Annotated in this window: 24 protein-coding genes; 11 read left to right on the forward strand and 13 right to left on the reverse strand. The window is 38.4% G+C overall.

Annotated features, from left to right (window positions below; all coding sequences use genetic code 11):
* Positions 1–52 precede the first annotated feature (52 nt).
* Together secA and hpf are read right to left on the reverse strand one after the other, a co-directional pair.
* Positions 53–2,569 carry a preprotein translocase subunit SecA gene (gene secA, locus BCM40_RS11665; RefSeq protein ID WP_065525771.1) on the reverse strand — a complete coding sequence of 839 codons (2,517 nt, stop codon included), beginning with the start codon at positions 2,567–2,569 and terminating at the stop codon, positions 53–55.
* A 288-nt stretch (positions 2,570–2,857) separates the two neighbouring features.
* The gene (gene hpf, locus BCM40_RS11670; RefSeq protein ID WP_065525770.1) at positions 2,858–3,421 is read right to left on the reverse strand and encodes a ribosome hibernation-promoting factor, HPF/YfiA family; all 564 of its coding nucleotides are present in this window, start codon (positions 3,419–3,421) and stop codon (positions 2,858–2,860) included.
* A 126-nt stretch (positions 3,422–3,547) separates the two neighbouring features.
* On the opposite strand from hpf, the gene BCM40_RS11675 reads away from it, so the two are divergent.
* On the forward strand, positions 3,548–4,255 hold the full coding sequence (locus BCM40_RS11675) for an SDR family NAD(P)-dependent oxidoreductase (RefSeq protein WP_065525769.1): 708 nt from the start codon (positions 3,548–3,550) through the stop codon (positions 4,253–4,255).
* 206 nt (positions 4,256–4,461) lie between these two features.
* On the opposite strand, the gene BCM40_RS11680 is transcribed toward BCM40_RS11675, so the two are convergent.
* The 5 genes from BCM40_RS11680 to BCM40_RS11700 all read right to left on the reverse strand — a co-directional run bounded on the left by BCM40_RS11680 (position 4,462) and on the right by BCM40_RS11700 (position 8,380).
* Positions 4,462–4,809, reverse strand: coding sequence for a PilZ domain-containing protein (locus BCM40_RS11680; protein WP_065525768.1), 348 nt, complete (start codon positions 4,807–4,809; stop codon positions 4,462–4,464).
* A gap of 39 nt (positions 4,810–4,848) precedes the next feature.
* Positions 4,849–5,505: a ComF family protein gene (locus tag BCM40_RS16580; RefSeq protein WP_238323724.1), complete on the reverse strand. Its 657-nt coding sequence runs from the start codon at positions 5,503–5,505 to the stop codon at positions 4,849–4,851.
* Position 5,506: 1 nt separating this feature from the next.
* Positions 5,507–6,829 carry an ATP-dependent helicase ComFA gene (locus BCM40_RS11690; protein ID WP_065525767.1) on the reverse strand — a complete coding sequence of 441 codons (1,323 nt, stop codon included), beginning with the start codon at positions 6,827–6,829 and terminating at the stop codon, positions 5,507–5,509.
* A gap of 40 nt (positions 6,830–6,869) precedes the next feature.
* Complete coding sequence (locus BCM40_RS11695; protein ID WP_065525766.1) at positions 6,870–7,703, reverse strand: DegV family protein; 834 nt, start codon at positions 7,701–7,703, stop codon at positions 6,870–6,872.
* 101 nt (positions 7,704–7,804) lie between these two features.
* Complete coding sequence (locus BCM40_RS11700) at positions 7,805–8,380, reverse strand: nuclear transport factor 2 family protein (RefSeq protein ID WP_065525765.1); 576 nt, start codon at positions 8,378–8,380, stop codon at positions 7,805–7,807.
* A gap of 133 nt (positions 8,381–8,513) precedes the next feature.
* On the opposite strand from BCM40_RS11700, the gene BCM40_RS11705 reads away from it, so the two are divergent.
* On the forward strand, positions 8,514–9,122 hold the full coding sequence (locus tag BCM40_RS11705) for a 3'-5' exonuclease (protein WP_065525764.1): 609 nt from the start codon (positions 8,514–8,516) through the stop codon (positions 9,120–9,122).
* A 447-nt stretch (positions 9,123–9,569) separates the two neighbouring features.
* Here the strand turns inward: BCM40_RS11705 and BCM40_RS11715 are convergent, their stop codons facing one another.
* Both BCM40_RS11715 and BCM40_RS11720 read right to left on the reverse strand, forming a co-directional pair.
* Positions 9,570–10,244 carry a response regulator transcription factor gene (locus BCM40_RS11715; protein WP_065525762.1) on the reverse strand — a complete coding sequence of 225 codons (675 nt, stop codon included), beginning with the start codon at positions 10,242–10,244 and terminating at the stop codon, positions 9,570–9,572.
* A gap of 27 nt (positions 10,245–10,271) precedes the next feature.
* Complete coding sequence (locus tag BCM40_RS11720) at positions 10,272–11,417, reverse strand: sensor histidine kinase (RefSeq protein WP_065525761.1); 1,146 nt, start codon at positions 11,415–11,417, stop codon at positions 10,272–10,274.
* 155 nt (positions 11,418–11,572) lie between these two features.
* On the opposite strand from BCM40_RS11720, the gene BCM40_RS11725 reads away from it, so the two are divergent.
* The 4 genes from BCM40_RS11725 (at position 11,573) to BCM40_RS11740 (ending at position 14,963) form a co-directional block, all read left to right on the forward strand.
* Positions 11,573–12,208, forward strand: a complete 636-nt coding sequence (locus BCM40_RS11725) for a YigZ family protein (RefSeq protein ID WP_065525760.1) — start codon at positions 11,573–11,575, stop codon at positions 12,206–12,208.
* A gap of 171 nt (positions 12,209–12,379) precedes the next feature.
* The gene (locus tag BCM40_RS11730) at positions 12,380–13,417 is read left to right on the forward strand and encodes an LCP family protein (protein ID WP_065525759.1); all 1,038 of its coding nucleotides are present in this window, start codon (positions 12,380–12,382) and stop codon (positions 13,415–13,417) included.
* A 123-nt stretch (positions 13,418–13,540) separates the two neighbouring features.
* Positions 13,541–14,581 carry an IS1595-like element ISPdo1 family transposase gene (locus tag BCM40_RS11735; RefSeq protein WP_065525758.1) on the forward strand — a complete coding sequence of 347 codons (1,041 nt, stop codon included), beginning with the start codon at positions 13,541–13,543 and terminating at the stop codon, positions 14,579–14,581.
* 19 nt (positions 14,582–14,600) lie between these two features.
* Positions 14,601–14,963, forward strand: coding sequence for a hypothetical protein (locus tag BCM40_RS11740; RefSeq protein WP_083394517.1), 363 nt, complete (start codon positions 14,601–14,603; stop codon positions 14,961–14,963).
* 158 nt (positions 14,964–15,121) lie between these two features.
* Here the strand turns inward: BCM40_RS11740 and BCM40_RS11745 are convergent, their stop codons facing one another.
* The gene (locus tag BCM40_RS11745) at positions 15,122–16,198 is read right to left on the reverse strand and encodes a glycosyltransferase family 4 protein (protein ID WP_065525757.1); all 1,077 of its coding nucleotides are present in this window, start codon (positions 16,196–16,198) and stop codon (positions 15,122–15,124) included.
* A gap of 369 nt (positions 16,199–16,567) precedes the next feature.
* On the opposite strand from BCM40_RS11745, the gene BCM40_RS11750 reads away from it, so the two are divergent.
* From BCM40_RS11750 to brnQ, 3 genes are all read left to right on the forward strand, one after another.
* Positions 16,568–16,861 (forward strand): hypothetical protein, encoded by a 294-nt coding sequence (locus BCM40_RS11750; protein WP_065525756.1) that lies wholly within the window; start codon positions 16,568–16,570, stop codon positions 16,859–16,861.
* A gap of 73 nt (positions 16,862–16,934) precedes the next feature.
* Positions 16,935–17,120: a CsbD family protein gene (locus BCM40_RS11755; RefSeq protein WP_065525755.1), complete on the forward strand. Its 186-nt coding sequence runs from the start codon at positions 16,935–16,937 to the stop codon at positions 17,118–17,120.
* A 117-nt stretch (positions 17,121–17,237) separates the two neighbouring features.
* Positions 17,238–18,557: a branched-chain amino acid transport system II carrier protein gene (gene brnQ, locus BCM40_RS11760; protein WP_065525754.1), complete on the forward strand. Its 1,320-nt coding sequence runs from the start codon at positions 17,238–17,240 to the stop codon at positions 18,555–18,557.
* A gap of 40 nt (positions 18,558–18,597) precedes the next feature.
* Here the strand turns inward: brnQ and BCM40_RS11765 are convergent, their stop codons facing one another.
* Together BCM40_RS11765 and BCM40_RS11770 are read right to left on the reverse strand one after the other, a co-directional pair.
* Positions 18,598–19,416 carry a general stress protein gene (locus tag BCM40_RS11765; RefSeq protein WP_065525753.1) on the reverse strand — a complete coding sequence of 273 codons (819 nt, stop codon included), beginning with the start codon at positions 19,414–19,416 and terminating at the stop codon, positions 18,598–18,600.
* Positions 19,417–19,523: 107 nt separating this feature from the next.
* Positions 19,524–20,117 carry a general stress protein gene (locus tag BCM40_RS11770; RefSeq protein ID WP_065525752.1) on the reverse strand — a complete coding sequence of 198 codons (594 nt, stop codon included), beginning with the start codon at positions 20,115–20,117 and terminating at the stop codon, positions 19,524–19,526.
* A gap of 470 nt (positions 20,118–20,587) precedes the next feature.
* Between BCM40_RS11770 and BCM40_RS11775 the strand changes: the two genes are divergently transcribed.
* Together BCM40_RS11775 and BCM40_RS11780 are read left to right on the forward strand one after the other, a co-directional pair.
* Positions 20,588–21,877, forward strand: a complete 1,290-nt coding sequence (locus BCM40_RS11775; RefSeq protein WP_065525751.1) for a helix-turn-helix domain-containing protein — start codon at positions 20,588–20,590, stop codon at positions 21,875–21,877.
* A gap of 12 nt (positions 21,878–21,889) precedes the next feature.
* A complete protein-coding gene (locus BCM40_RS11780; RefSeq protein ID WP_065525750.1) occupies positions 21,890–22,363 on the forward strand; it encodes a hypothetical protein in 474 nt (157 codons plus the stop codon).
* A gap of 56 nt (positions 22,364–22,419) precedes the next feature.
* On the opposite strand, the gene BCM40_RS11785 is transcribed toward BCM40_RS11780, so the two are convergent.
* A complete protein-coding gene (locus tag BCM40_RS11785) occupies positions 22,420–23,154 on the reverse strand; it encodes a gamma-glutamyl-gamma-aminobutyrate hydrolase family protein (RefSeq protein ID WP_065525749.1) in 735 nt (244 codons plus the stop codon).
* Positions 23,155–23,405 lie beyond the last annotated feature (251 nt).

Below are 23,405 nucleotides of genomic sequence, written 5' to 3' on the forward strand. Positions count from 1 at the left end.
CTCCTCAAAATAACACCGAAGAGCAAATGCTCTTCGGTCTTTTCACACATTCTTATGAAGCTGTCCCGTGGCAATTTTTATACTTTTTGCCACTACCGCATGGGCATAGGTCGTTTCTTCCAACTTCCATTTCCTTGCGAACAGGTGCTTTTTTCTGTTTAGGCGCCGGTCCATCTTCTTTCGGATTAACCGCCTGACCTTTTGCAACTTCCTCACGCTCAAGGTTATTGCGGATTTCAGCTTTCATCGAATACTTCGCGACGTCTTCTTCAATGGCTTCAACCATTGCTTCGAACATTGCGAAGCCTTCATTTTGGTACTCGCGTAGAGGATCGTTTTGTCCATAAGCACGCAAATGAATTCCTTGACGCAATTGGTCCATAGCATCAATATGGTCAATCCACTTCGTATCAATTGAACGAAGCAAAACAACCTTTTCAAATTCACGCATCCGCTCTGGTGTCATTTCTTGTTCTTTTTCATCATAACGCGTAGTCACAGTTTCTTTAATAAAAGCAATAAGCTCTTCTTGAGACTTCCCTTGAAGATCCGCTTCAGTCACTGTATCTTCCGGTAGAAGATTTGCTGCAATCGTCTCAGAAAGTGTTTTTAAATGCCAGTCTTCTTGCTTTTCTTGTGAAGTATGCGTATAAACCATACGCTCGATTGAACTATGAAGCATGTTTTCAACCAATGAACGCATATTATCGGTATTCAGCACTTCCATACGTTCTTTGTAAATAATTTCTCGTTGTTGACGGAGAACATCGTCGTATTGAAGCAAACGTTTACGAGCATCGAAGTTATTACCTTCCACTCGTTTTTGCGCTGATTCAACAGAACGTGTGACCATTTTCGATTGCAATGGTTGTGAATCGTCCATGCCGAGTTTGCCCATCATCGTACGCATAGCATCTGAACCAAAGCGACGCATTAAATCATCTTCAAGAGATAGATAAAATTGCGTAACACCCGGGTCTCCTTGACGTCCTGAACGACCACGTAACTGATTATCAATACGTCTCGACTCGTGACGTTCTGTACCGATAACTGCAAGACCACCGGCTTCAATCACGCCTTCACCTAGTTTAATGTCAGTACCACGACCAGCCATATTGGTTGCAATCGTCACAGCGCCTTTTTGACCAGCATTTAAAATAATCTCTGCTTCATGCGCATGGTTTTTCGCATTCAATACAGAATGTTTAATGCCTTTTTTCGTCAAATACTCAGAAATGATTTCAGAAGTTTCAATGGCAACTGTACCAACTAACACCGGTTGTCCTTTCGCATGACGAGCTGCAATATCATCTCCAACTGCTTTGTATTTTCCAGCAGTTGTCGAATAAATCAAATCGACATGGTCTTCTCGAATAATTGGTTTGTTTGTTGGAATAACAATGACATACATATTGTAAATATTACGGAATTCTTCTTCCTCTGTTTTCGCAGTACCGGTCATACCTGATAACTTATCGTACATACGGAAAAAGTTTTGGAACGTAATCGTCGCCATTGTCATCGATTCATTTTGGATTTCTAAGCCTTCTTTAGCTTCAATTGCTTGGTGAAGTCCATCAGAATAACGACGACCTTTCATCAAACGACCTGTAAATTGATCGACAATGACCACTTCTCCGTCTTGGACAATATAGTCTACGTCTTTGCTCATCGTCACGTATGCTTTTAACGATTGATTGATCGTGTGATTTAAACGAACATGGCTAATATCAAAAAGATTGTCGATACCAAATGCTTTTTCGACCTTTTCGATGCCTTCTTCTGTTAAAACTACACCTTTAGTTGTTTCATCATACGTGTAATCTGTATCTTTTGTCAGCAAACGAGCGAATGCATTCGACTGTTGATACAATTGAGCAGCTTTTGCAGCTTGCCCTGAAATAATAAGTGGCGTACGCGCTTCATCGATTAAAATAGAATCGACTTCATCAATTACGGCATAATTTAATGGACGTTGTACCATGTCTTCTTTGTACAACACCATGTTATCCCGCAAGTAATCAAAGCCTAATTCGTTATTTGTGCTATAGGTTACGTCAGCTTGATATGCTGCTCGCTTTTCTTCTTTCGTCAAACTGTTTAAGTTTAATCCAACAGTTAATCCAAGCCATTCATACAGTTGACCCATTTCCAAAGCATCACGGCTAGCTAAATATTCGTTGACCGTTACGACGTGGACGCCTTTTTTACTGATGGCATTTAAATATACAGCCAAAGTGGACGTTAAGGTTTTACCTTCACCTGTTTTCATTTCTGAAATATTTCCTTCGTGAAGAGAAGCTGCACCCATAATTTGCACTCGGAATGGATACATGCCAAGAACACGCTTAGCTGCTTCACGAATTGTGGCGAATGCTTCTGGCAGTAAATCGTTTAATGATTCGCCTTTTGCGTGTCTTGCAATAAATTCTTCTGTTTTTGTTTTTAATGCCTCATCGGTTAACGCTGCAAAATCTGCTGCTAAAGCTTCAACTCGATCTGCCGTTTTTTCTAATCGTTTTAAATCCCGTTTATTCGGGTCAAATACTTTATTTAATACTCCCAACATATCTATACCGCTCCTTGCGCAAGTGTCCGCCGGTATTTAACTACCGGATGATCGCTTTAGCTTTTATAGTATTCTATCAAGCTTTACTAATTAACAATACACTGAATCCAAATCAAACAGTTCTAAAAAATTCTCACTATTTATTTTAACACTGCGTAGAAAACGGTGCAAATAATGGAGTAAGGCATACAGCGGTTTACCGCTTACTTTTAAACCAAAACAAAACGAAAGCCTCTCTAATCGAGAGGCTTTCGTTTTGTTTGGAATTGAACTAATCCAATTCTTATTTTATTGTGCCGAAGTTTCGATTAGTCCGTAACTTCCATCTTTACGTTTGTAGACAATGTTTGTTTCATTCGATTCTGCATCTGTGAAGACGAAGAATGAATGACCAAGCATATTCATCTGCAATACCGCTTCTTCTTCATCCATTGGTTTTAAATCGAACTGCTTTGTGCGAACAATTGTGAAATCTTCTTCGTCTGAATCGCTTTGATGACGTGTGTCATTTTCAGCAACTGCGAACGAAACGCCCATTCCATCGCGATCGCGGAACTTGCGGTTCACTTTTGTTTTGTACTTACGAATTTGACGCTCTAACTTGCTAACGATTAAATCTATAGCCGCGTACAGATCATCATGTCGTTCCTCTGCACGTAATGTTAGATTTTTCATAGGTATTGTAACTTCTACTTTAGTTTGGCTGTGGTTATAAGTTTTTAAATTGACCATCGCGGTAGCATTTGCACCGTCTGTGAAATATCTCTCGATTTTTTCTATTTTCTTTTCGATATGGTCTCTTATTGCGGGAGTTACCTCGATATTTTCGCCTCTAATGTTGAATTGCAACATATTAACTCCTCCTTCTATTGTGCTATCTATACAATTCTATACTTTCCCTCTACTCTCCTTCTTAAAACAAAAAAAGTTTTAAAAACATTTTTGAAGGTAAACTAAGAGCATAAGGAGTTGAAGCAAATGTTCACTAATAAAACCATTATCGTTACAGGTGCGTCTCATGGCATCGGGAAAAGTATCGCAACACATTTTGCTGCTGAAGGGGCTCGCGTAATTGGCTTGGATATTGAAACCATTGATATGACAAGCGTGGAGTATCGTAAATGCGATGTGGGAAACTTTGATGAAGTTATATCCGTATTCAAGCAGATACACGAGGATTATGGCGCTATCCATGCCCTCATCAATAATGCGGGGATCTCAAAATTCAAATCTATTTGGGAAGTAGACGAGACAGAATGGGACCACGTGTTGAACACTAATTTAAAAAGCGTCTTTATATGTAGTCGAGAAGCAGCGCGTTATATGACGGAGGACATCCGTTCGATCATCAACATGACTTCAACACGGGCATTTATGTCGGAACCTAATACAGAAACCTATTCAGCATCAAAAGGCGGAATTTATGCGCTGACTCATTCGTTAGCTGCAACGTTCAGTGAACAAGGAATTCGCGTCAACTCAATAGCACCCGGCTGGATTCATACGGGAGAAACCGAAGACTTACGAGACATCGACCACCAACAACATTGGAGTGGGCGTGTCGGAGAACCCGCCGACGTTGCGCGTGCGTGCTTATTTTTGAGCAACCCTCAAAATTCGTTTATTAGTGGCGAATGCTTAAACATCGATGGTGGCATGACAAGAAAAATGATTTACGAGCACTAAAGAAATGCAAAAGCAGCCGTTAAGCTCCGACAGGCGGAAGCTAGTCCAACGAAGCGGCGCTCTTTGCCGCACAGTTGGATTGGCTTCCGACCCGAGGAGTTGGCTGCTGAAGCTGGACAATAAGAAATGCAAAAGCAGCCAGTAAGCTCCGACAGGCGGAAGAAAAAATTTAATAATAATTAAAAAACCCGGCATTGGCCGGGTTTTTAATGTAATTCTACTTCCTTTAACTCTCTGATTTCAGTAGAAATGAGTAATTCCTTAACGGGGTTACGCTCGAAGTCCACCCCGTATAACCAGCCTGACTCATAGCAATGCTTCCACACTATCTTCGCTTCTGCGGTAATTTTTTCGTGATTTAAGATAAATTTCAAACTCACAATTTCTGTTGTTAACTCTAACTCTTTTTCCGAAAAAAGTTTTGCCCCTTTCGGAGAAATATCGAGTAATAGACAATAAATTGTCAGATTCCCAGTGGAATCCATGACCATCAACTTTATTTCTGGTGGTGCCCCAAATGTGTAACGAAAACTTTCTGCTCGTTTATAAAACATAACCGTCACTCCTAATCTTTTCTATTTATAAGTTCATGATTAAGCACGTATAAGTGTTAAGATTTTAATGGTTTTAGCACCTTTTTCCTTTAATACTTTAGCTGCTATACGCAATGTCGTTCCGGTCGTATACAAATCATCAAATAACAATATTTTTTCTGGAACAGGTTTTCCATTCCACCAAAAAACATCTTGTAACGCAAGTCTTTCCATTTTTGATTTTCCCCCAAGACTCACTTCGTTTTTTTCAAGAAGATGGGTATAAGGGATAGAAGCAGCATCAAGTAACCGATCGACTTGTGAAAACGTTCGTGCTTTTAGCTTTTCTTCATTCATTGGGATAGGTACAATCACTGATTTTTCATTTCGCAATTCTGCATGTATTATAGTTGAAAAAACTTCTGAGAGTACTACATCTTGCAAAAATTTATATCGGTGCAAGTACTCTTTCATGGCGGGATTATAGTGATACAAACTTCTCCCAGAATCAATCAGCCCTGCATATTCTGTTTCTTCCCAGTCCCAACAATCAGGACATTTCGCATCTCCTACCGCATTGCAAATTGGACAACCTGCCTTTACCCGTTCAAATTTAGTTTGGCACTTAAAACAAACAACTTCTTCTCGTTCGTTAAAAAAGATACCTCGCCAAGTCACTTGAAGTGGAATTTCCCGATCACATAAATAACATTCCATGCTACAATCCCCCGTTGTAGGAAATAATCTTTTTTTTGGCTTTGTCCATTTGACGCGTTATGCCATCATGAAAAAAGATGATTTCGCCATCTGGGTATTTACTAGATCTGCCTACACGTCCGGAAATTTGAATCAAAGCAGCTGCGTCAAAAATCGGTTGGTCTGCGCCAACTACCGCAACTTGTACGTTGGGAATCGTAATCCCCCGCTCTAAGATTGTCGATGTCAAGACGCCAGGAATCTCACCTTTTCGCAGTTTCATAACTTTTTCTTTTCGATTTTCATCTTGTGAATGTATCGCTTCAATGGCTGGATATTTTTGTTTGAATACAACAATTGCAAGTTCGATCAATTCAATTGTGGGAAAAAACAGCAGAAACGGTTCGTGATTTTCTATTTTTTCACCTACCCAATCAGCTAATTTTTTAGGAATCTGGCCTTTCGCAAATACTTTTTCAAACCCCCACAAAGATTGGAATGTGGGAATTGGTAATGGGTGCCCATGAAACCGCTTAAATATTTGTGATACTTGAGAGACTTGCTTTAAGAGTAATTTTGAAGGTGTTGCTGAAACGTAAACAATGGGAGCATCTTTTTTCTTCGCTTTTACCACAGCTCTTTTTAGTGCAAGATCATAAGAATAAGGAAACGCATCTGCCTCGTCGACGATCATGACATCAAAAGCATTTTCAAAACGATACAATTGATGCGTGGTCGCAATTACTAGCTGCGCAAATCCTTTTTCTTCGGGCGCATTACCATATAAACTGTGGATTATTGTACTTGGAAACACCGCACGCAATCTTGGGGTCAATTCTAATACTACGTCTGTTCGAGGAGCCGCCAGACAAACACGCATGCCTTTCTTTAATGCTTCAAAAATAGGCGGAAATAATAATTCTGTTTTACCAGCTCCGCATACGGCATAAATAAGATGGTCATTTTTTTGTGAAATGCTTTTTTGGACTTCTTGTGAGGCTCTTTGTTGTAGGAGAGTTAAGTTGCCAGTCCAATTAAATGAATGGCTTTGAAGAGGAAGTGTTGTGGGAAGCGCCCATGTAATTAATTCGGTACAAGAACTGATGCGCCCCATTTTGATACAATGCCGACAGTAATAACACAATTTCTGACACGCATCACAGGAAAAAGCAATTATTTTTTCAGGTGATTTTTCAAGACACCTTGTACATTGTTTACCATCTCGTATTCCACAACGAACAGAAATCGCCCCAATTGATATTGCCTGATCTACTTGTTCGTTCGGAAATGGGATAAACTGTCTAAGCCATATTCTGCCCGTTAAAAACTCTTCTAATTGCGTCATTTGTAACCACCTTTCGATTGAGAAAAAGCCTCAGCAGGTTTTATTTTTCTACCCAACCAAGACCCATTGCTCCTTCTCCTAAATGCGTACCAATAACTGGTCCAAAACAAGAAATTTCAAAATCCACTAGAGGACAAGTCATTTCCAATTCTTTTTCCCACTGTTTTGCTTCTTCTAGTCGATTTGCGTGAATAATTGTGGCTTTTAGCTTTTTGTCACCTTTACTTGCATCTTTTAATAATTCCACAATGCGATTCATTGCTTTTTTACGCGTTCGAATTTTTTCAAATGGCACTATGATTTTATTTTCGAAATGTAAAATGGGTTTGATTTGCAACATGCCTCCAACTAAAGCTTGAGCACTGGACAAGCGTCCACCGCGTTGCAAATGTTTCAAATCTTCAACCATAAAGTACGCACGCAATGTTTTTTTCATTTCGTGTAGTTCGGCTAAAATCGCTTGAGCACCTGCTCCATCTCTGGCCATCTCAGCTGCCTTCACTGCATAAAACCCTTGCAATGCACAAGTCAGCTCCGAATCAAACGAATAAACTTTTACCCCATCCACCATTTCGGCTGCCTGTATAGAGCCTGCATACGTTCCACTAATACCACTTGATAAATGAATCGCCACAATTTCGTCGTGGTTAGCTGAAAGCTGGTCGTACAATTCTACGAACTCTCCTATTGGTGGCTGAGAAGTTTTTGGAAATTCCTCTCTAGCTTTTCGATAAAATTCTTCCTCTGTTAAATCCGCTTCTTTAAAAGACTCGTTTCCAAAAATGACTTCTAGCGAAACCGTATGGATATCGAGCAGCTCTAGCGTTTCTTTAGGTAAATATGACGTACTATCCGTTACAATTGCTGTTTTCATAAATAAATCAGCCTCCTCTGCTAGTTTATCAAAAATTGACATAGAAAAGACATAAATAAAAAGACGAAATAAAAAAATTCCCACATTATGCGGGAATTTTTTTATTGGTTGCCTACTAGATGAACACCGCTTACTTTCCATTCATCGTTTTCCTTTTTAAAAACGACTACTTGACGAGCCGATTGCTCAACAGCATCATTGGAATTTGCAGCTTTCATCTTCACATTCAGTGAAGCAAAAACTTCTGCACGATTTTCTTCATATTTCACAATGGTTTCATCGCTTGTTTCGTACACACTATCATAAGCCTCAAAAGCTTGTTCTAAAGCTATTTTGTCTTCCTCACGATTAAATCCCTCAGGGTCTTGCGCAATCGTACTCATGTAGCGATCAATGTCTTCTGAATTGAATGCCGCTATATATTCTTTATAGGCCGCTAATAATTGACTAGCTGGTTCTTCAGGAACATCTGCCGCAATAATATTACCTTGCTCATCTACGGTAAAACCAATATCTTCTTTTTTATCGTCTTTTTCTTCAATACCATGGTTAACTGCATTGTTTTCGCTAGTTGCATTACCATCTTCGACCGTGTTTTCATTAACTGAAGGTTCTTCAGAATTTGAACAGGCAGCTAGGGTCAAAATAAAGCCTACTGCTATTATCATTTTTTTCATTACGCACTCCTCCTGCGCTTCATTTTGCCATACGAGGGTGGTGAATACAATGAAGAAACTGTGTCATCTGTCAAAACAGAATTTTTTTCAGATTTGCGATACACTAGTATGTAGAAATAAAGGAGGGGCTCACATGGAAAAAAGAGATGCACGACAAATTTTAGAACAAAAAATGAAAGAAACCCGTCCCCAGTGGAGCCGTAAACAACCTGCTCGACCAAAAAAATACAAATCGAGTATGCAAAAAGTAGAAAATTACGTGGTTTTGGATTTTGAAACTACCGGGTTACGTCCAGGAAGCGATAAAATAATTCAAATTGGTGCTGTAAAATACATGAATCACGAACGGGAGGAAACGATGTATTTGATGGTAAATCCCCAATGCCCAATTTCAAATACGATTACTCGAATTACGGGTATCACCAACAAAGACGTGGCAGACTCACCTGTTATTGAAGAAGTTGCCCATGAGTTGATTGATTTTATCGGGGATTTGCCGATCATTGCGCATAATGCACCTTTCGATATGGGCTTTCTTTATGCACTCGAGGACATCATACCAATTCCTGAATACACCGTAATCGATACAGTCAAATTGGCGAGAAAAGCGATTACACAAACACCTAATCACAAATTAACTACTTTAACCGCCTTCTTAAAGCTCGAACACGACGCCCACGATGCATTAGGTGATTGCCTCGCAACAGCAGCTATCTACCAATACTGCTACGACCGGTTATAAGAAAAGCGGAGGTGCCCATGTAGCTCCGACCGGCATAAGACAGTCCAACGAAGCGGCGCTCTTTGCCGCACAGTTGGGATGGCTTATGACCAGAGGAACTGGGCACCGGAGCCTAGACAATGAAAAGCGGTAGCAGCCGTTTAGCTTCGACCGGCGTAAGGCGAACTGGCGAAGTGGCGTGGTTTTGCCACACAGCCAGAGCGACTTACGACCCGAGGAGCTGGCTGCTGGAGCTAGACAATAAGAAAAGCGGAGGTGCCCATGTAGCTCCGACTGGCATAAGACAGTCCAACGAAGCGGCGCTCTTTGCCGCACAGTTGGGATGGCTTACGACCCGAGGAGCTGGGCACCGGAGCCTAGACAATGAAAAGCGGAAGCAGCCGTTTAGCTCCGAAAAGCGAGAACAAAAAAGAGGAAGCTGCATAATAGCAGCTTCCTCTTTTTTTATTATCTTACTTCAACCCAACCATTTTTGATAGCAGTTACAACTGCTTGAGTCCGGTCATTTACTTGCATTTTTTGCAAGATGCTTGATACATGGTTTTTAACTGTTTTTTCAGAGATAAACAACGTTTCACCAATTACGCGATTGCTTTGACCATCTGTCAACAATTGTAGAACTTCACTTTCACGCTTTGTCAAAAGGTGATATGGACGGCGAATTTCCGTTTGATGGAAAGAACCTTTATTTTCACGTTCACTTAAACGACGGAATTCCATTACTAAGTTGCGTGTAACTTTAGGGTGTAAATAAGATCCGCCTTTTGCTACTACTTTGATCGCTTGAATAATCGCATCTGCATCCATTTCTTTAAGCATATAACCTAAAGCTCCGGTTTTCAGCGCATGCGTTACATACGATTCATCATCGTGAATGGACAGCATAATGACTTTTGCATCAGGAAATTGAGAAATCAATTCAGCTGTAGCTTCTACACCATTTTTTTGTGGCATATTAATATCCATTAATACCACATCTGGTCTGTTTTCTTCATATAATTTAATGACTTCGCCACCATCTCCACCTTCGGCAACGACTTCAAACGAACTTTCAAAATCTAAAATTCTTTTTACACCTTCACGGAATAGTTGGTGATCGTCAATGATAATTATTTTTGTCATTATGTCGTCCTCCTCGAATACCCTATCTTACATACCCTTTTTAAAAGGTATATGAAACATTAAAATTGTTCCGTTACCAGGTGAAGAATTGATGGTCAAGCTGCCTTCGACTAGTTCAACCCGTTCTCTCATACCTGTTAACCCAAACGATTGATTTTTCACAATCCCTTGATCAAAACCTATACCATTATCTGAAACCATAATTTGCACTTGGTTTTTTAACCATTTCATTTCTACCGTAATGTCGTTTGACTTACCGTGGCGGATTGCGTTTGATATTCCTTCTTGGACAAGACGAAAAATAGTCGTTTCGTAAGTATTAGGCAACCTTTCTTCTTTTCCACTCGAAAGAAATTTCAATACAACCCCTTTATTGTATTCTTCAATTGTATCCATGTACTTTTTCAAAGTAGGAACTAGCCCGAGATCATCGAGGGTCATGGGGCGTAAATCATAAATGATTCTCCTTACTTCAGTAAGTGCCTGTCTTACCATTTCTTTTAATGAAGTAATTTCTTGAAAAGCAGGTTCAGGACCTTTTTCACGATAGGTTCTTTCAATCAAATCTGAACGAAGTAGAACGTTCGCCATCATTTGAGCAGGTCCATCATGAATTTCTCTAGATAAACGTTTTCTTTCTTCCTCTTGCACTTCGATGATACGGAGACTATAATCTTGAATTGTCTTATTCTTATCGATTGCTTCGTCAACATCCTCATAATCTGAAACTAAATAACTGCTAGCGACATTGATTTGGTTGACTAGGCTTTCAGCTCGTTCAATCGTTTGAAGTAAAATTTGAAGGCGACGCTGTAACTTATCTCGTCGTTGACGACATTTTTTTTCTTCATTACGATTCACAGATAATTCGACTTGAAGATTATTTGCCTGTTCGTATACTTGACGAACTTCGCTTTCAGTAAAAGAACTAAAAAATTGAGATACTTCTGCTAAACGCCTTCGCGCTGCTCGCGTCTTTTCTTCTAAAAGATCTCCAGCTTCAACAATAGTTGAAATTTCCACGCGGACATCTTCTAGTTCATTTTTCATCTCTTCATAACTTTGGCGACTTTCTTCACTAATGACGAAAATATCTTGTTTTGCCTGTTCCATGCCCTCTAACATTGCATTAAAAATAGAATCAGGTATGTTTCCACCGATTTTCTTTGCCATTTCAAACCCGCCTTAGCTATACTGACTGTGTCTAGGTATGAGTCTTGCTTCTTTATACCTTGTCGGTTGTAATAAGTATATCACTATATACGCAAGTCCATGTTAAATATACATTACAAATTATCTGATTTCATTTTACAACAGGAGGAGTTAAATTGCGAGAAAATTACACAACTGTAGGTGATTCTGGCAGTGCAGAAATACTTATCCAAAAATCTAGGTTTATTGGTCATGTTGCACGGGCAGAAACCGAACAGCAAGCTATTGAGTTTATCGATTCGATTAAACTCCTTCATAAAACAGCTACTCACAATTGTTCAGCTTACATGATTGGCGAACATGACTCAATTCAAAAGGCAAATGATGACGGAGAACCAAGTGGAACTGCTGGCTTTCCCATGCTTGAAGTTTTAAAAAAACAAGGCTTAAAAGATACTGTCGTTGTCGTTACCCGCTATTATGGGGGCATCAAACTAGGTAGTGGTGGCTTAATTCGAGCTTATGGAAAAGCTGTATCTGCTGCTTTAACTGCCGCGGGAATTGTAGATAGACGATTACATTTTTTAATGAAAACATCTATTGATTACACATGGCTTGGAAAACTTGAAAACGAAATCCGGCAATCGCCATTCCCCCTTGATCGCATAGAATACACAGAAGGTGTAGACCTTTATATTTACGTTCCAGTTGACAGAGAAACTGAATTTATTGACTGGATAAACGGACTGACAAATGGTCAAGCACAAATTACCACTGTGGATAGCCAGTTTCTCGAATTTAATCTATCTTAAATTCTTTTCATTTACGCATACTAAAAATCACTGTATAATATCAAAAGCACAGAAAAATGAAATATTCTCCATAGCCAAAATATCTACAAACACACACAGTATTCATTATAAGATTGGATTAATCCGAACTAATTAGTCGGTTGGCCCATAATCCATAGAGGAGCAATTTACATGAACCGGAAATATTATCGGAAAACCAAAAATGATCAGAAAAGGACCATTCTTGTAATAATTGCTACTTTAGCCGTTTCCTTACTTATTTGTGTTTCAGCATATGGAATATACTTAATTAAGAAAGCAGAAACGGCTGTAGATACAGCCTATGAACCCGCTGGCAATATCAATGAAGACATCGAGCCACTTACAGACAATATCTCCATTCTTTTTATAGGAGTGGATGATAGCGCAGAGCGCAATCAAAGCACCAACAATATCCGTTCCGATGCATTAGTACTAGCCACTTTAAACAACGAAGATAAATCAATCAAACTGGTAAGCATCCCGCGTGACACTTACACCTTTATTCCTGATAGCGGAAGAGAAGATAAAATTACTCATGCCTACGCATATAACGGTCCTAGCTCTACTATCGAAAGTGTCGAAAACCTATTAGAAGTTCCAGTTGATTACTACCTGCGCATGAATTTCGATGCATTTATTGAAGTGATTGACGCACTCGGAGGCATTAAAGTTGAAGTGCCTTATGATATTATCGAGCAAGATGAAAATGATTCGCAAAATGCCGTTGAATTAAAAGAAGGAATTCAATTCCTTAACGGTAGTGAGGCTCTTGCACTAGCAAGAACTCGTCATTACGATAACGATATTGAGCGTGGGAAACGCCAACAAATGATATTAGAATCAATCATGAATCGAGCGGTATCAGCGGGCTCTATCACCAAATATGGAGACGTATTTGAAGCAGTCGGCGATAACATGAAAACAGATTTGACTTTCAAAAACATAAGTTCACTGTTTGAATATGCTAAAAATGGTAAACCAGACGTCGAAACGATCACGCTGGATGGGTATGATGATATGTCTACCGGAATTTATTATTACAAACTAAAAGAAGAATCGTTAACCGAAATACAAGATATTTTGCAAAGTCATCTTGGATTAAAAGCTGACACATCTAATTTGACACAATCAGAAACAGATTTAGAACTTGCCGATTTTCAAACAGAAAAAAGTGAAACACCACAGTGAAAACTGTGGTGTTTTTTTCTAATTGGCTATGTTAAATAACTCTGTTGTTTTTTAAGTACTCATTGAATTTTTAGAACATTTGTTCTAAAAATGAGTATAAAAAGATGGAAGTGGGTGAAAGACATGGCATTGAAAGAAGTTATGCAGGAAGTCAAAAAACTATCGAATAAAGATATGCATCGGCTAATACAATTCTTGACCCAGTCTGTCACACCGCTTTCACCGCAAGAGCCTTTATTTGAGGAGATTCGAGACCTAAAACACAAGGGCGGCTATACCTGTCCGCACTGCCAGTCCAATCTATCTGTCCGATTCGGTAAGTATGTTGTAAAAGTAGGTCTAAAGAAAATGAACCGCCAACGCTACCGATGCAAAGATTGTTTAAAGACCTTCACTGATGTCACCAATACCCCGCTCTATCGCACTCATAAGCCTGATAAATGGTTCGACTTCGTTCGATGCATGATTGATGGCGAGACGCTTCGCAAAGCAGCGGAGAAACTCGATGTCCACCATGTCACTTTGTTCTACTGGCGCCATAAGCTTCTTTCCGCTCTAGAACAGATGGATTTCGAGAAGTTTGCAGGAATTGTTGAAATGGATGAGACCTATTTTCTGTACTCTGAAAAGGGCAAGCGCGGAATTCAAGGACGGAAACCTCGTAAGCGGGGAGGTTCTTCGCAATTCCGCGGTATTAGCCATGAACAGATATGCGTACTCGTAGCCAGAGACCGTCAAAAATCTACGTATTCACGGGTTATCGGTGAAGGACGTATTCTGAAGACTCGGCTTCACCAGGCGATTGGCGCTAAGCTGACTTCCGAAAACGTTCTATGCACAGATGCGTGGCGAGCTTTCAAAACTTATGCCAAAGAAAAAGGAATGAACCACTATGCATTTAAATCAGATGGTAAGGAACGGGTTAAAGGACTCTATCATATTCAAAATGTGAACAGTTACCACGGAAGGCTCAAGAACTGGATGAAACGTTTCAATGGTGTGGCGACGAAATACCTCGACCATTATTTGAGCTGGTTTCAGTTTCTAGATGCCATAAAACATCGAAATAATTCAGGGACAGTATCTAAGATGATGATTGAGAGCTGCTTATTTCCAGTTACTGAAACTTATCAGGCACTCCGTACGTACCAATATAAAATATAGATGTTGAGGGGGAATCCGTTTGAAAAGAAAACACTCATATTTACTTATCTCTTTTTTGGTTGCTTTGTTCTTTATGGCAGGTTGTTCAGTAGAAAATGCCGATACGTCATCCGCTGACTGGGCCTATTCATTCGTTGTATGGGATGATTATATTTACCAAATAGGCAATGAATATGTGCAAGAAGTAGATGAAGAGATTGGACAAGTCACGCTTTATTCTGATATGGAAGGTTCCTATGCGGGAAATTTCTCCAATGAATATGAAAAAGGGACAAAGTATTTTTCAATAACAGGAATTAGTACGGAAGAAGCAATTGCCATTAAAGAAAAAGATGGCCAATATCGAAAAGCCATCAGAGACGGGAAATATGCAGGCAGGTAATTTATAGAGGGGGCTTCTTAAATTTGGAAGTCCCTTTGATTGACTTCAAAATCAACAGAGTTCGATAACATAGCCTTCTAATTAAAACACATCCACAAAACTTTCTTCTATTTTGCCATCAAAAAGAGAGGATGAAGCAATTGCTTCATCCTCTCTCTTCACTTACCTATTAGTCGAACTAAATTTAACAATGGACGGTAATTCTTTCCTGCCAATCCAACTACTTCTACAAAAAGTTCAATTGCTAGTAACATGACACTAATTAGCAATATTCCTCCCCATAAAGTGGATTGAGAAAACAAAAGAGCTGCCAATCCAAACAAAGCTGCAATTCCATAAATGATTAACACTGTTTGACTATGAGAAAACCCAATGTTTAACAAACAGTGATGCAAATGTGATTTATCAGCTTCCGAAATCGATTTTTTCTCTCGAACACGACGAACGATCGCAAAAAATGTATCGGAAATCGGCACGCCTAACATAATAATCGGAATGATTAACGCTACAACTGTAACGTTTTTAAAGCCCATCAAGGCTAAAACTGAAATCATAAACCCTAAAAACAATGCACCTGTGTCACCCATAAAGATTTTAGCAGGGTGGAAATTATAAACTAAAAACCCTGATGTACTAGCTGCTAACAGTGCTGCCATTGACATAACATAAATGTCACCCATTATAAATGCCATAGCTGCTAAAGTTAGCAAAGCAACTGTTGATACACCCGCTGCCAATCCATCAAGACCATCAATCAAATTGATTGCGTTGGTAATACCGACAATCCAGAGAATTGTTAAAGGAATGCTAAAGTAACCGAAATCCAAAACGCCACCAAAAGGTAAATTGATGAAAGATATTTCGAGCCCCCCACCAACGACAACAATTCCAGCAGCAACAAGTTGCCCTATTAATTTTGCTTTGGCACTAATTTCGTACATATCATCTAGTACACCTGTAATAATAATTAATAAAGCACCTAAAATTATTGCAGTTTCAATCGGTATAAATGAGGTTTCAATAGCATTAGAAATCGGATCTTGAGGTTTTAATATAAAATATGCGATTAAAAACGACCCGAAAATGGCCAATCCGCCTAAGCGCGGCATAATTCTCGCATGAACTTTTCGATAATTTGGTCGGTCGACTGCTCCTACGCGAAAGGCAATGCGTTTAACAATCGGTGTTAGCACAATCGAAGCGATAAATGCCAAGACCATCATGAGGTATAGCATGTCTTCCCTCCTTAAAATAACTTTTGCATTTTACACATACTTATTCATTGACATTATAGCACGACTGCGCAAGAAATAAAGCAAAACCTGCTTATGCTCTGTATTTTCCTATAGTCCTACTGACTATAGGACGTTCATCTATTGTATAAAGTTTCTACCCGTTTCTCTTTTTACTAAACAAATTTACTGCTTAAACATTCTAAAAGATCCTATTCCAAAATACTACACTTTATAAAAAGTCAAAAAAAGTAATATTACCTATTAATAATTATGATATATAAGTAAATTTAATTACTTTTTCGGTAAATATGTGATATATTAAATTGACAATAATAATTTTCTCATTATTTGATTAGGAGTGTAAGCCATATGGATGACACGCTACTAAATTACTCACTGAAAAAGGTGTGGACACCTTGGGATGAAGCTGCTGTATTGAAAATGGATTATCAGTCGCGTGCAGATCTTGCAAAGACTATTACTTGTCAAGGCTTACTTGTGGACTTATCTATGGACCAGCATGCTGAAGTCAGATCGGGTGTCGCTTCAAACATTCATACTCCTCTCCGCACTTTAGTAAGGTTAAGTAATGAAGATTTATGCATTACAGTGAAAAATACCGCTACAAAAACTTTATTAAGCCTTCAATTAACATCAAAATAGTCTTTTGATGTTTAGTTATTACATTAGTTGGCTATTGTAATAACAGCTATAAAAATTGAAGGAGGAATCATTAATGAGTGATAATAACGGCTTTTCAGACAAACTAAAAGGTGCTGTGAACAAAGGCAAAGGCGAGATTAAAGATCAAGTCGGAAATGCTACGAATGACCCTGATAAACAAGCAGAAGGTAAAATGGACAAAGCTAAAGGCAGTGTTCAAGATAAAATTGGAGATTTTAAAAATAATAATGAAAAATAATAAAAGCTCGGCTCTTTAGCCGAGCTTTTATTTTATGTTTTTTAAAGTTTTCAAATATTAAATCACTCTGTTATAATAAGTAACCGTGTATACATGTTATTTTCAGAGGAGCTTACAATGAAAAAGAATGCGCTTACAAAAATAGATACATTAACATTAGGACTCATGCTTTTCGCCCTGTTTTTAGGTGCTGGTAATATTATTTTCCCCCCTTATTTAGGACAACTTGCGGGCGATCAATTAATCTTAGCCATCTTTGGCTTTTTGTTAACTGGTGTCGGCCTCCCTTTACTTGGCATTTTAGCCATCGCTAAAGCAGGTGGAGATTTGCAGTCAATTGCAGGACGTGTTCATCCTGTTTTCGGAATCGTCTTTACATTGATAGTATATTTAGCCATCGGCCCTTTCTTTGGAATTCCCCGAACCGCAACAGTGGCCTATGAAATTGGGACAGCTCCCTTCTTGCCAGCTTCCCTAACTGAATCTTTTTGGCCATTATCAATTTTCACAATCGTTTTCTTTACAATCACTGTTTTGTTTGCGATGAATCCTACAAAACTTGTTGATAGAATTGGTAAAATTTTAACCCCCCTGTTAATCGCTGTTATTAGCATGCTTGCTATTAAAAGCTTTCTAACACCAATGGGTTCTATCAATTCACCGGTTGGAAGTTACGATACTGAAGCTTTTTTTGAAAGCTTTTTACAAGGTTATCTTACTATGGATGCTATAGCTGCTTTAGTATTTGGAATTGTTATTATTCAATCTATTCGAAGTAAAGGCGTTACAGATACTCGAATTATTTTAAAAACGACAGCATATGCTGGATTTATAGCGGCTATCGGTTTATCTACCGTATATTTGTCCTTAAGTTATATTGGCGCGACAAGTGTAGATGCTATCGGTCTACAAGACAATGGCGGTATCATCATTGCTGCGGCCTCTCGCGTTCTTTATGGGGAAATCGGTGGAATTATTTTATCTGCAGCAATCACTTTTGCTTGTTTGACAACTTCTATTGGGTTAGTTTCCGCTACCGCACAGTTTTCATTTAAATTATTTCCGAAAATTTCCTACATGACTTATGTGTTATTTTTCGCTATTTTTTCTGCGTTTATCGCAAATATAGGCTTAACCCAATTAATTGCTGTTTCCTTGCCTGTTTTGTTGGCTATTTATCCAGTAGCCATTGTTCTTGTCATGTTGTCGTTCATTGATCATAGTTTTCACCGTAAACCTTTTGTTTACATCCTGGCTCTTTCTACTACAGCAATCATCAGTATATTCGATGCATTGCGCTCGTCAGGAATAGCTTTCGAACAGCTAGATTCTATTTTCCAGTTCCTCCCTCTCTTCGAGCAAGGAATCGGCTGGATTTTCCCTGCAGTCATCACAACTTTAATAGGAATTATAATAGCTCGTTCGATAAGTAAATAAAACAAAAAAGTTCCCGACCTATGTCGGGAACTTTTTTGTTTTAAAATAACCTTGGTGTGGGCGGGGTCGTGTTATCACTATCTTTTTTTCTTTCTATCTCTCGATGATCACTAGAATATCCTTCTTGTTCGTTCTCTATCTCCTTGTGATTTCTATCGAATGGAGCAGGTCCTAAGTTTGGATCAACTCCAGGTGAAGATTCACCTTGTCGACGATTCACATCGCCTACGTTGTCTCCATCTTGAAGGCCTGGCTCGTGATCCATTTCTTTTTTTTCAATAGTTGCTTCCTCTTTTTTCAACCCACCAGTAGGGTGAATTTCATCACCTTTCAAACGAGAATCTTGATAACGATTATTTTGAGCCGCACGAGCATGCTGATCTTCCCTAGAAACTTCACGTGCATATATTTCATCCGGATCATGATGTTCTTGCGTACGTTGAGAGCTAGAACTTGATTCGGGAGTCTCTGATTCTAAATACGCGGGCGAATAAGTATCGTCTAAAGAAGAGAAATGTTCATCTTCAGACGTCGCCGCATCCCCATCTGTATATAAAAGAACTCCCCCTTTTTCGATTTTACGTTCATACTCATCTGTTCTATCTTTACTCAAATTAAAACGATCCAACTCTCTTCTAACGATATCTTTTCCAGTTAAAAAAGATTTAAAGCGATTGGAAAAAGAGTTTGCTTGATCCGCATAGACTCCTGCATTTCCAGCAGACTCTACAATTTCTTTGTCATTAGCCAACACATGTATATCTTTTTGTTGATATCCTTTTGCCTTGAAAGTTTGTAACATCTCTTCCATTTCTGATTTGCTATAAACAATTTCAAATTCGTGGTTTCCTGACTTCATTGTTCATACCTCCCGTATACTCAATTACTTTTACTTACCCTTCTATCTTTCACACTAAAACCTGTCTGAAGAATGTATATTGTTTTTACCCTATTACCAGTATCAACTTATTTATATTTCTTATCATTTTGACTATGTTTTTCAGCTTCGCTAGAGCCACCTCTAGCTTTTTGAATTTCAGGTTTTTCCTCTGTTGTAAAAGAGTGATGATGCTCTTCTTTAACTAAAGTTGCGTCTTGCATAAACGTTTCTCCACGTTCAAAGCGATCTTCTTGCTCATCAAAATTATTATCGACTGAATTGATGAATTGCTGTCTTTGTCGATCATTAGGGTCTTTTGGCTCTAGACCTTCCTCCTCACTAGAAATTTCGTCTAGAATCGTTTTGTGATCTTCATCTTCATAGATTAGGATCCCACCTTTTGCAAGGTCACTAGTGTAACGTGACGTTTCTTCTTCAGAAAGTTTTAACGATTTCACTCCTGCTCGAACTCCACTATCTCCTGTAACGAACCCTTTAAATTTATCTGTAAATGTATCTACATCCGTACCTTCAACAGAAATATTCTCAAAATGCTTTGTATCTTTAGCCATAATATGAAGATCCTTCTCTTTGTATCCAGAAGCTTTTAAGTCATTAATCTTCTCTAGTAAATCATTTTCAGAAAATACTACTGCTAAAATATTATTGTGTGATCTCATATAAAAAACCTCCATAGATTTAATAGAACTGTGTATTCTATCTTTACCCATTAGTAGACAATCTTTAACGTGCTTTGACATTCGTTTTTTTAGAAGGAACAAATCGTTCTAAAAATATAGGAGATAAAAATCATTACAAAATTATCCATCTACCAACAATAACCATTTCTAAATACCTAACAAAATGACTAATTTGGCATTTTTTTAATTTACATTTGTTGGAGTAAGCATATTTTCCCTTTTTTGCAAATTTGCTTGTTTCCCAAATAAAAAAGCAGTCTATTTTGAAAATTGATGATATCATAGATGAAAGATGTTTAAAAAGCGAAATATAGGATGTGGAGGCGGCTATTATCGTACTTGGCGATCTATTTTCTTCTTACTTTTCGGATGGTCCGAGGAAGACGGAAAACAATTCTCCTACATGGCTGACAGAAGTACTGCCCTTACAGAAGGAAAGGAGAGCAGTAATGGACACGGGAATGCGTTTAAAATACCATCGTTTAAAGCAGAAAATTAGTTTAGAAGAATTCTCCTCTGGCATACTGTCTCCCAGAGAGCTGAAGAAAATTGAAAGTGGTGTTAAAGATCCAGATTTAAAAGATCTCGAAAGTTTGTGTAAGAAACTAGCAATACCTTTAGCACCTAAAGACAATCCAATTGGAAAAGTTCTTGTTAAGAACTTTAAAAACTCTTTGTTGCACCCTCAGAACAAAGCAGAAATCATGGAGCAGTACAACGATATTCAAGGACATCCTTTATTGCATGCTGATGAAGATGTCGAACTGGAGTATTCTATTCAACAAATCAGGTATTTCATTATCACTGGCGATCTTGACAGTGCAGAAGAAAAAATCAAAGAAATGGAACGCTTCAGAGAATTTATGAATCAGGAACAGTTTTACTTGTTTCACAAGTACAACGGTAACTACAATTACATTCTCAATGATTTTGAAAAAGCTTTAAAGACTTATCTTGTGGCGGAAAAAATCGCGCCTAACACCATCTCAGCTTCAGAACTTGGTGACCTCTATTATTCAATTGGAATTTCTAGCACCAAGTGCAGAGAAACAGAAAAAGCTTTTAAGTATACCGAAATGGCATTAAAAATTTATCAACAAGAATTTATACCAAAACGTATCGTAGAATGCCATTTGAACATTGCAATCACGCACCAACATTTCGGTAATTTTAAAATGTCGATGGATCATTATAAAAATGCTTTGACCATTGGCAATAAGCTAGAAATTGATATTTTGCGATTTACTACAGAATATAACATAGGCTACGCTTATTTCTTATTCCAGAACTATGAACTAGCCATTGCTCACACTGAAAATTCACTAAATTATATTCATCCTGAATACCCGGCTGATATTTTAATTAGTTATTGTGTTATAATTAAATCTAATTATGAGCTTGGAAATTATGAAGTTGCTAAAAAGTGGTTGAAAAAAGGGCTTCATATAGTTGAAAATAAAAAAATCAGTATTAATTCACCAACAAATCAGGCATTTAAAGAAGCTTATATTGAATTTATTTGTTTAGATCATTTAGTGAATAAAAACTATGAAGAATTTGAAAATTACGTTCTTCATCAATTGCTTCCTAGCTTAGTAGCAACTGAAAACTTCTTTGAAATGGGTTACTTTTTGGAACATCTAGGTGACGTTTACTATCAGCAGAAAAAATATAAACAATCTGCTGAAATATTGACTGAAGCTAGGAAAGCATATAGAAATACAACTATCTTATACTAGGGAGTGAAAGTGATGAAAAAAGGAATTACTATCTTATTTTTTTCAATTCTTACATTAAGCACTTTATCATTTACACATAGTTCTTCAACTGAAATTGCTGCTCAAGCTCGTGTTCCTGAGCCTTGGTCTACTGGCACTGAAATTGCTGCTCAAGCTCGTGTTCCTGAGCCTTGGTCTACTGGCACTGAAGTTGCCGCTCAAGCTCGTGTTCCTGAGCCTTGGTCTACTGGCACTGAAGTTGCCGCTCAAGCTCGTGTTCCTGAGCCTTGGTCTACTGGCACTGAAGTTGCCGCTCAAGCTCGTGTTCCTGAGCCTTGGTCTACTGGCACTGAAGTTGCCGCTCAAGCTCGTGTTCCTGAGCCTTGGTCTACTGGCACTGAAGTTGCCGCTCAAGCTCGTGTTCCTGAGCCTTGGTCTACTGGCACTGAAGTTGCCGCTCAAGCTCGTGTTCCTGAACCTTGGTCAGTCGAATCATCTAAAGCATAATTTTGTAATAAAAAAGAAGTTGCTTAAAATATAAGCAACTTCTTTTTATTTTATGGTTATTGATTTTGTTTTTTGTCTACTAAGCACTCTTCAACAAACCGATTAAAGATATTCATGGAAGCTTCATCACCTTGAAGAGCAAACTCTTCTGGATGCCACTGGATCCCCATAGCAAATTGGTGGTTTTTACTTTCCAATGCTTCTACTAATCCGTCTGCAGCATAAGCTGCAACAGTTAACTGCGGCGATACATCTTTTACGCCTTGATGATGAAAAGAATTTACGTTGAATTTTTTCTCTTTCATAATTTCATACAATATACTATCATCTTCTAAAGTAACAGAATGTGTCCGATGAGTTCGAATCGCTTTTTGTTTATGTTGATGCAACTCTCCTTCAAATTGAGATTCTAAATCTTGATAATTAGTACCCCCGAAAGAAATATTGAACATTTGCAAGCCACGGCACATTCCGATAAATGGCTTATCCAACTCAAGAAACTTTAATATCAATTCTTTTTCGTACTTATCGCTTCCTGGATAAACAGCTCCGAGCTTTAAATGGGGCTCTTCCCCATATAATGTCGGGTTAATGTCACCACCACCGGTGACAATAAGACCATCTAGCCTTTCGCATAGTAAGGGAATATCTTCTTCATCTACAATAGGTACTATTAACGGCAGTCCTCCTGCACGCAAAATTGCTCGTCCATACACTGGATCAAGCGAATAGGTTTGGTTTTCTTCAACTCGTGCAGTTATGCCGATTACCGGCTTATCTTTCTTCACCATGTTTTCCCTCTTCTCTAATTGTATACATCATGTTTATATTCTATACCCTGCATCTCAAAATTTATAAACATTATTGAATTTTTACTACCACTAAATTTGAAATTTAAGGTAATATGTAGCGATAGTAGATCTAGATACAAAGTATACAATTATTCATTCATCTTTTTTTTGCATCCATAAATGATTAAATTTAATAAAATATGAAATGAAAAACGCAGCAAAATAAAAAGGCTAATTCATAAGCGAATTGG

It is taken from the genome of Planococcus donghaensis, assembly GCF_001687665.2.
Lineage (GTDB): Bacteria > Bacillota > Bacilli > Bacillales_A > Planococcaceae > Planococcus > Planococcus donghaensis.

Coding starts and splice junctions, on each gene's coding strand:
- secA (WP_065525771.1), bottom strand. CDS start 2,569: ATGTTGGGAGTATTAAATAAAGTATTTGACCCGAATAAACGGGATTTA.
- hpf (WP_065525770.1), bottom strand. CDS start 3,421: ATGTTGCAATTCAACATTAGAGGCGAAAATATCGAGGTAACTCCCGCA.
- BCM40_RS11675 (WP_065525769.1), top strand. CDS start 3,548: ATGTTCACTAATAAAACCATTATCGTTACAGGTGCGTCTCATGGCATC.
- BCM40_RS11680 (WP_065525768.1), bottom strand. CDS start 4,809: ATGTTTTATAAACGAGCAGAAAGTTTTCGTTACACATTTGGGGCACCA.
- BCM40_RS16580 (WP_238323724.1), bottom strand. CDS start 5,505: ATGGAATGTTATTTATGTGATCGGGAAATTCCACTTCAAGTGACTTGG.
- BCM40_RS11690 (WP_065525767.1), bottom strand. CDS start 6,829: ATGACGCAATTAGAAGAGTTTTTAACGGGCAGAATATGGCTTAGACAG.
- BCM40_RS11695 (WP_065525766.1), bottom strand. CDS start 7,703: ATGAAAACAGCAATTGTAACGGATAGTACGTCATATTTACCTAAAGAA.
- BCM40_RS11700 (WP_065525765.1), bottom strand. CDS start 8,380: ATGAAAAAAATGATAATAGCAGTAGGCTTTATTTTGACCCTAGCTGCC.
- BCM40_RS11705 (WP_065525764.1), top strand. CDS start 8,514: ATGGAAAAAAGAGATGCACGACAAATTTTAGAACAAAAAATGAAAGAA.
- BCM40_RS11715 (WP_065525762.1), bottom strand. CDS start 10,244: ATGACAAAAATAATTATCATTGACGATCACCAACTATTCCGTGAAGGT.
- BCM40_RS11720 (WP_065525761.1), bottom strand. CDS start 11,417: ATGGCAAAGAAAATCGGTGGAAACATACCTGATTCTATTTTTAATGCA.
- BCM40_RS11730 (WP_065525759.1), top strand. CDS start 12,380: ATGAACCGGAAATATTATCGGAAAACCAAAAATGATCAGAAAAGGACC.
- BCM40_RS11735 (WP_065525758.1), top strand. CDS start 13,541: ATGGCATTGAAAGAAGTTATGCAGGAAGTCAAAAAACTATCGAATAAA.
- BCM40_RS11745 (WP_065525757.1), bottom strand. CDS start 16,198: ATGCTATACCTCATGATGGTCTTGGCATTTATCGCTTCGATTGTGCTA.
- BCM40_RS11750 (WP_065525756.1), top strand. CDS start 16,568: ATGGATGACACGCTACTAAATTACTCACTGAAAAAGGTGTGGACACCT.
- BCM40_RS11755 (WP_065525755.1), top strand. CDS start 16,935: ATGAGTGATAATAACGGCTTTTCAGACAAACTAAAAGGTGCTGTGAAC.
- brnQ (WP_065525754.1), top strand. CDS start 17,238: ATGAAAAAGAATGCGCTTACAAAAATAGATACATTAACATTAGGACTC.
- BCM40_RS11765 (WP_065525753.1), bottom strand. CDS start 19,416: ATGAAGTCAGGAAACCACGAATTTGAAATTGTTTATAGCAAATCAGAA.
- BCM40_RS11770 (WP_065525752.1), bottom strand. CDS start 20,117: ATGAGATCACACAATAATATTTTAGCAGTAGTATTTTCTGAAAATGAT.
- BCM40_RS11775 (WP_065525751.1), top strand. CDS start 20,588: ATGGACACGGGAATGCGTTTAAAATACCATCGTTTAAAGCAGAAAATT.
- BCM40_RS11780 (WP_065525750.1), top strand. CDS start 21,890: ATGAAAAAAGGAATTACTATCTTATTTTTTTCAATTCTTACATTAAGC.
- BCM40_RS11785 (WP_065525749.1), bottom strand. CDS start 23,154: ATGGTGAAGAAAGATAAGCCGGTAATCGGCATAACTGCACGAGTTGAA.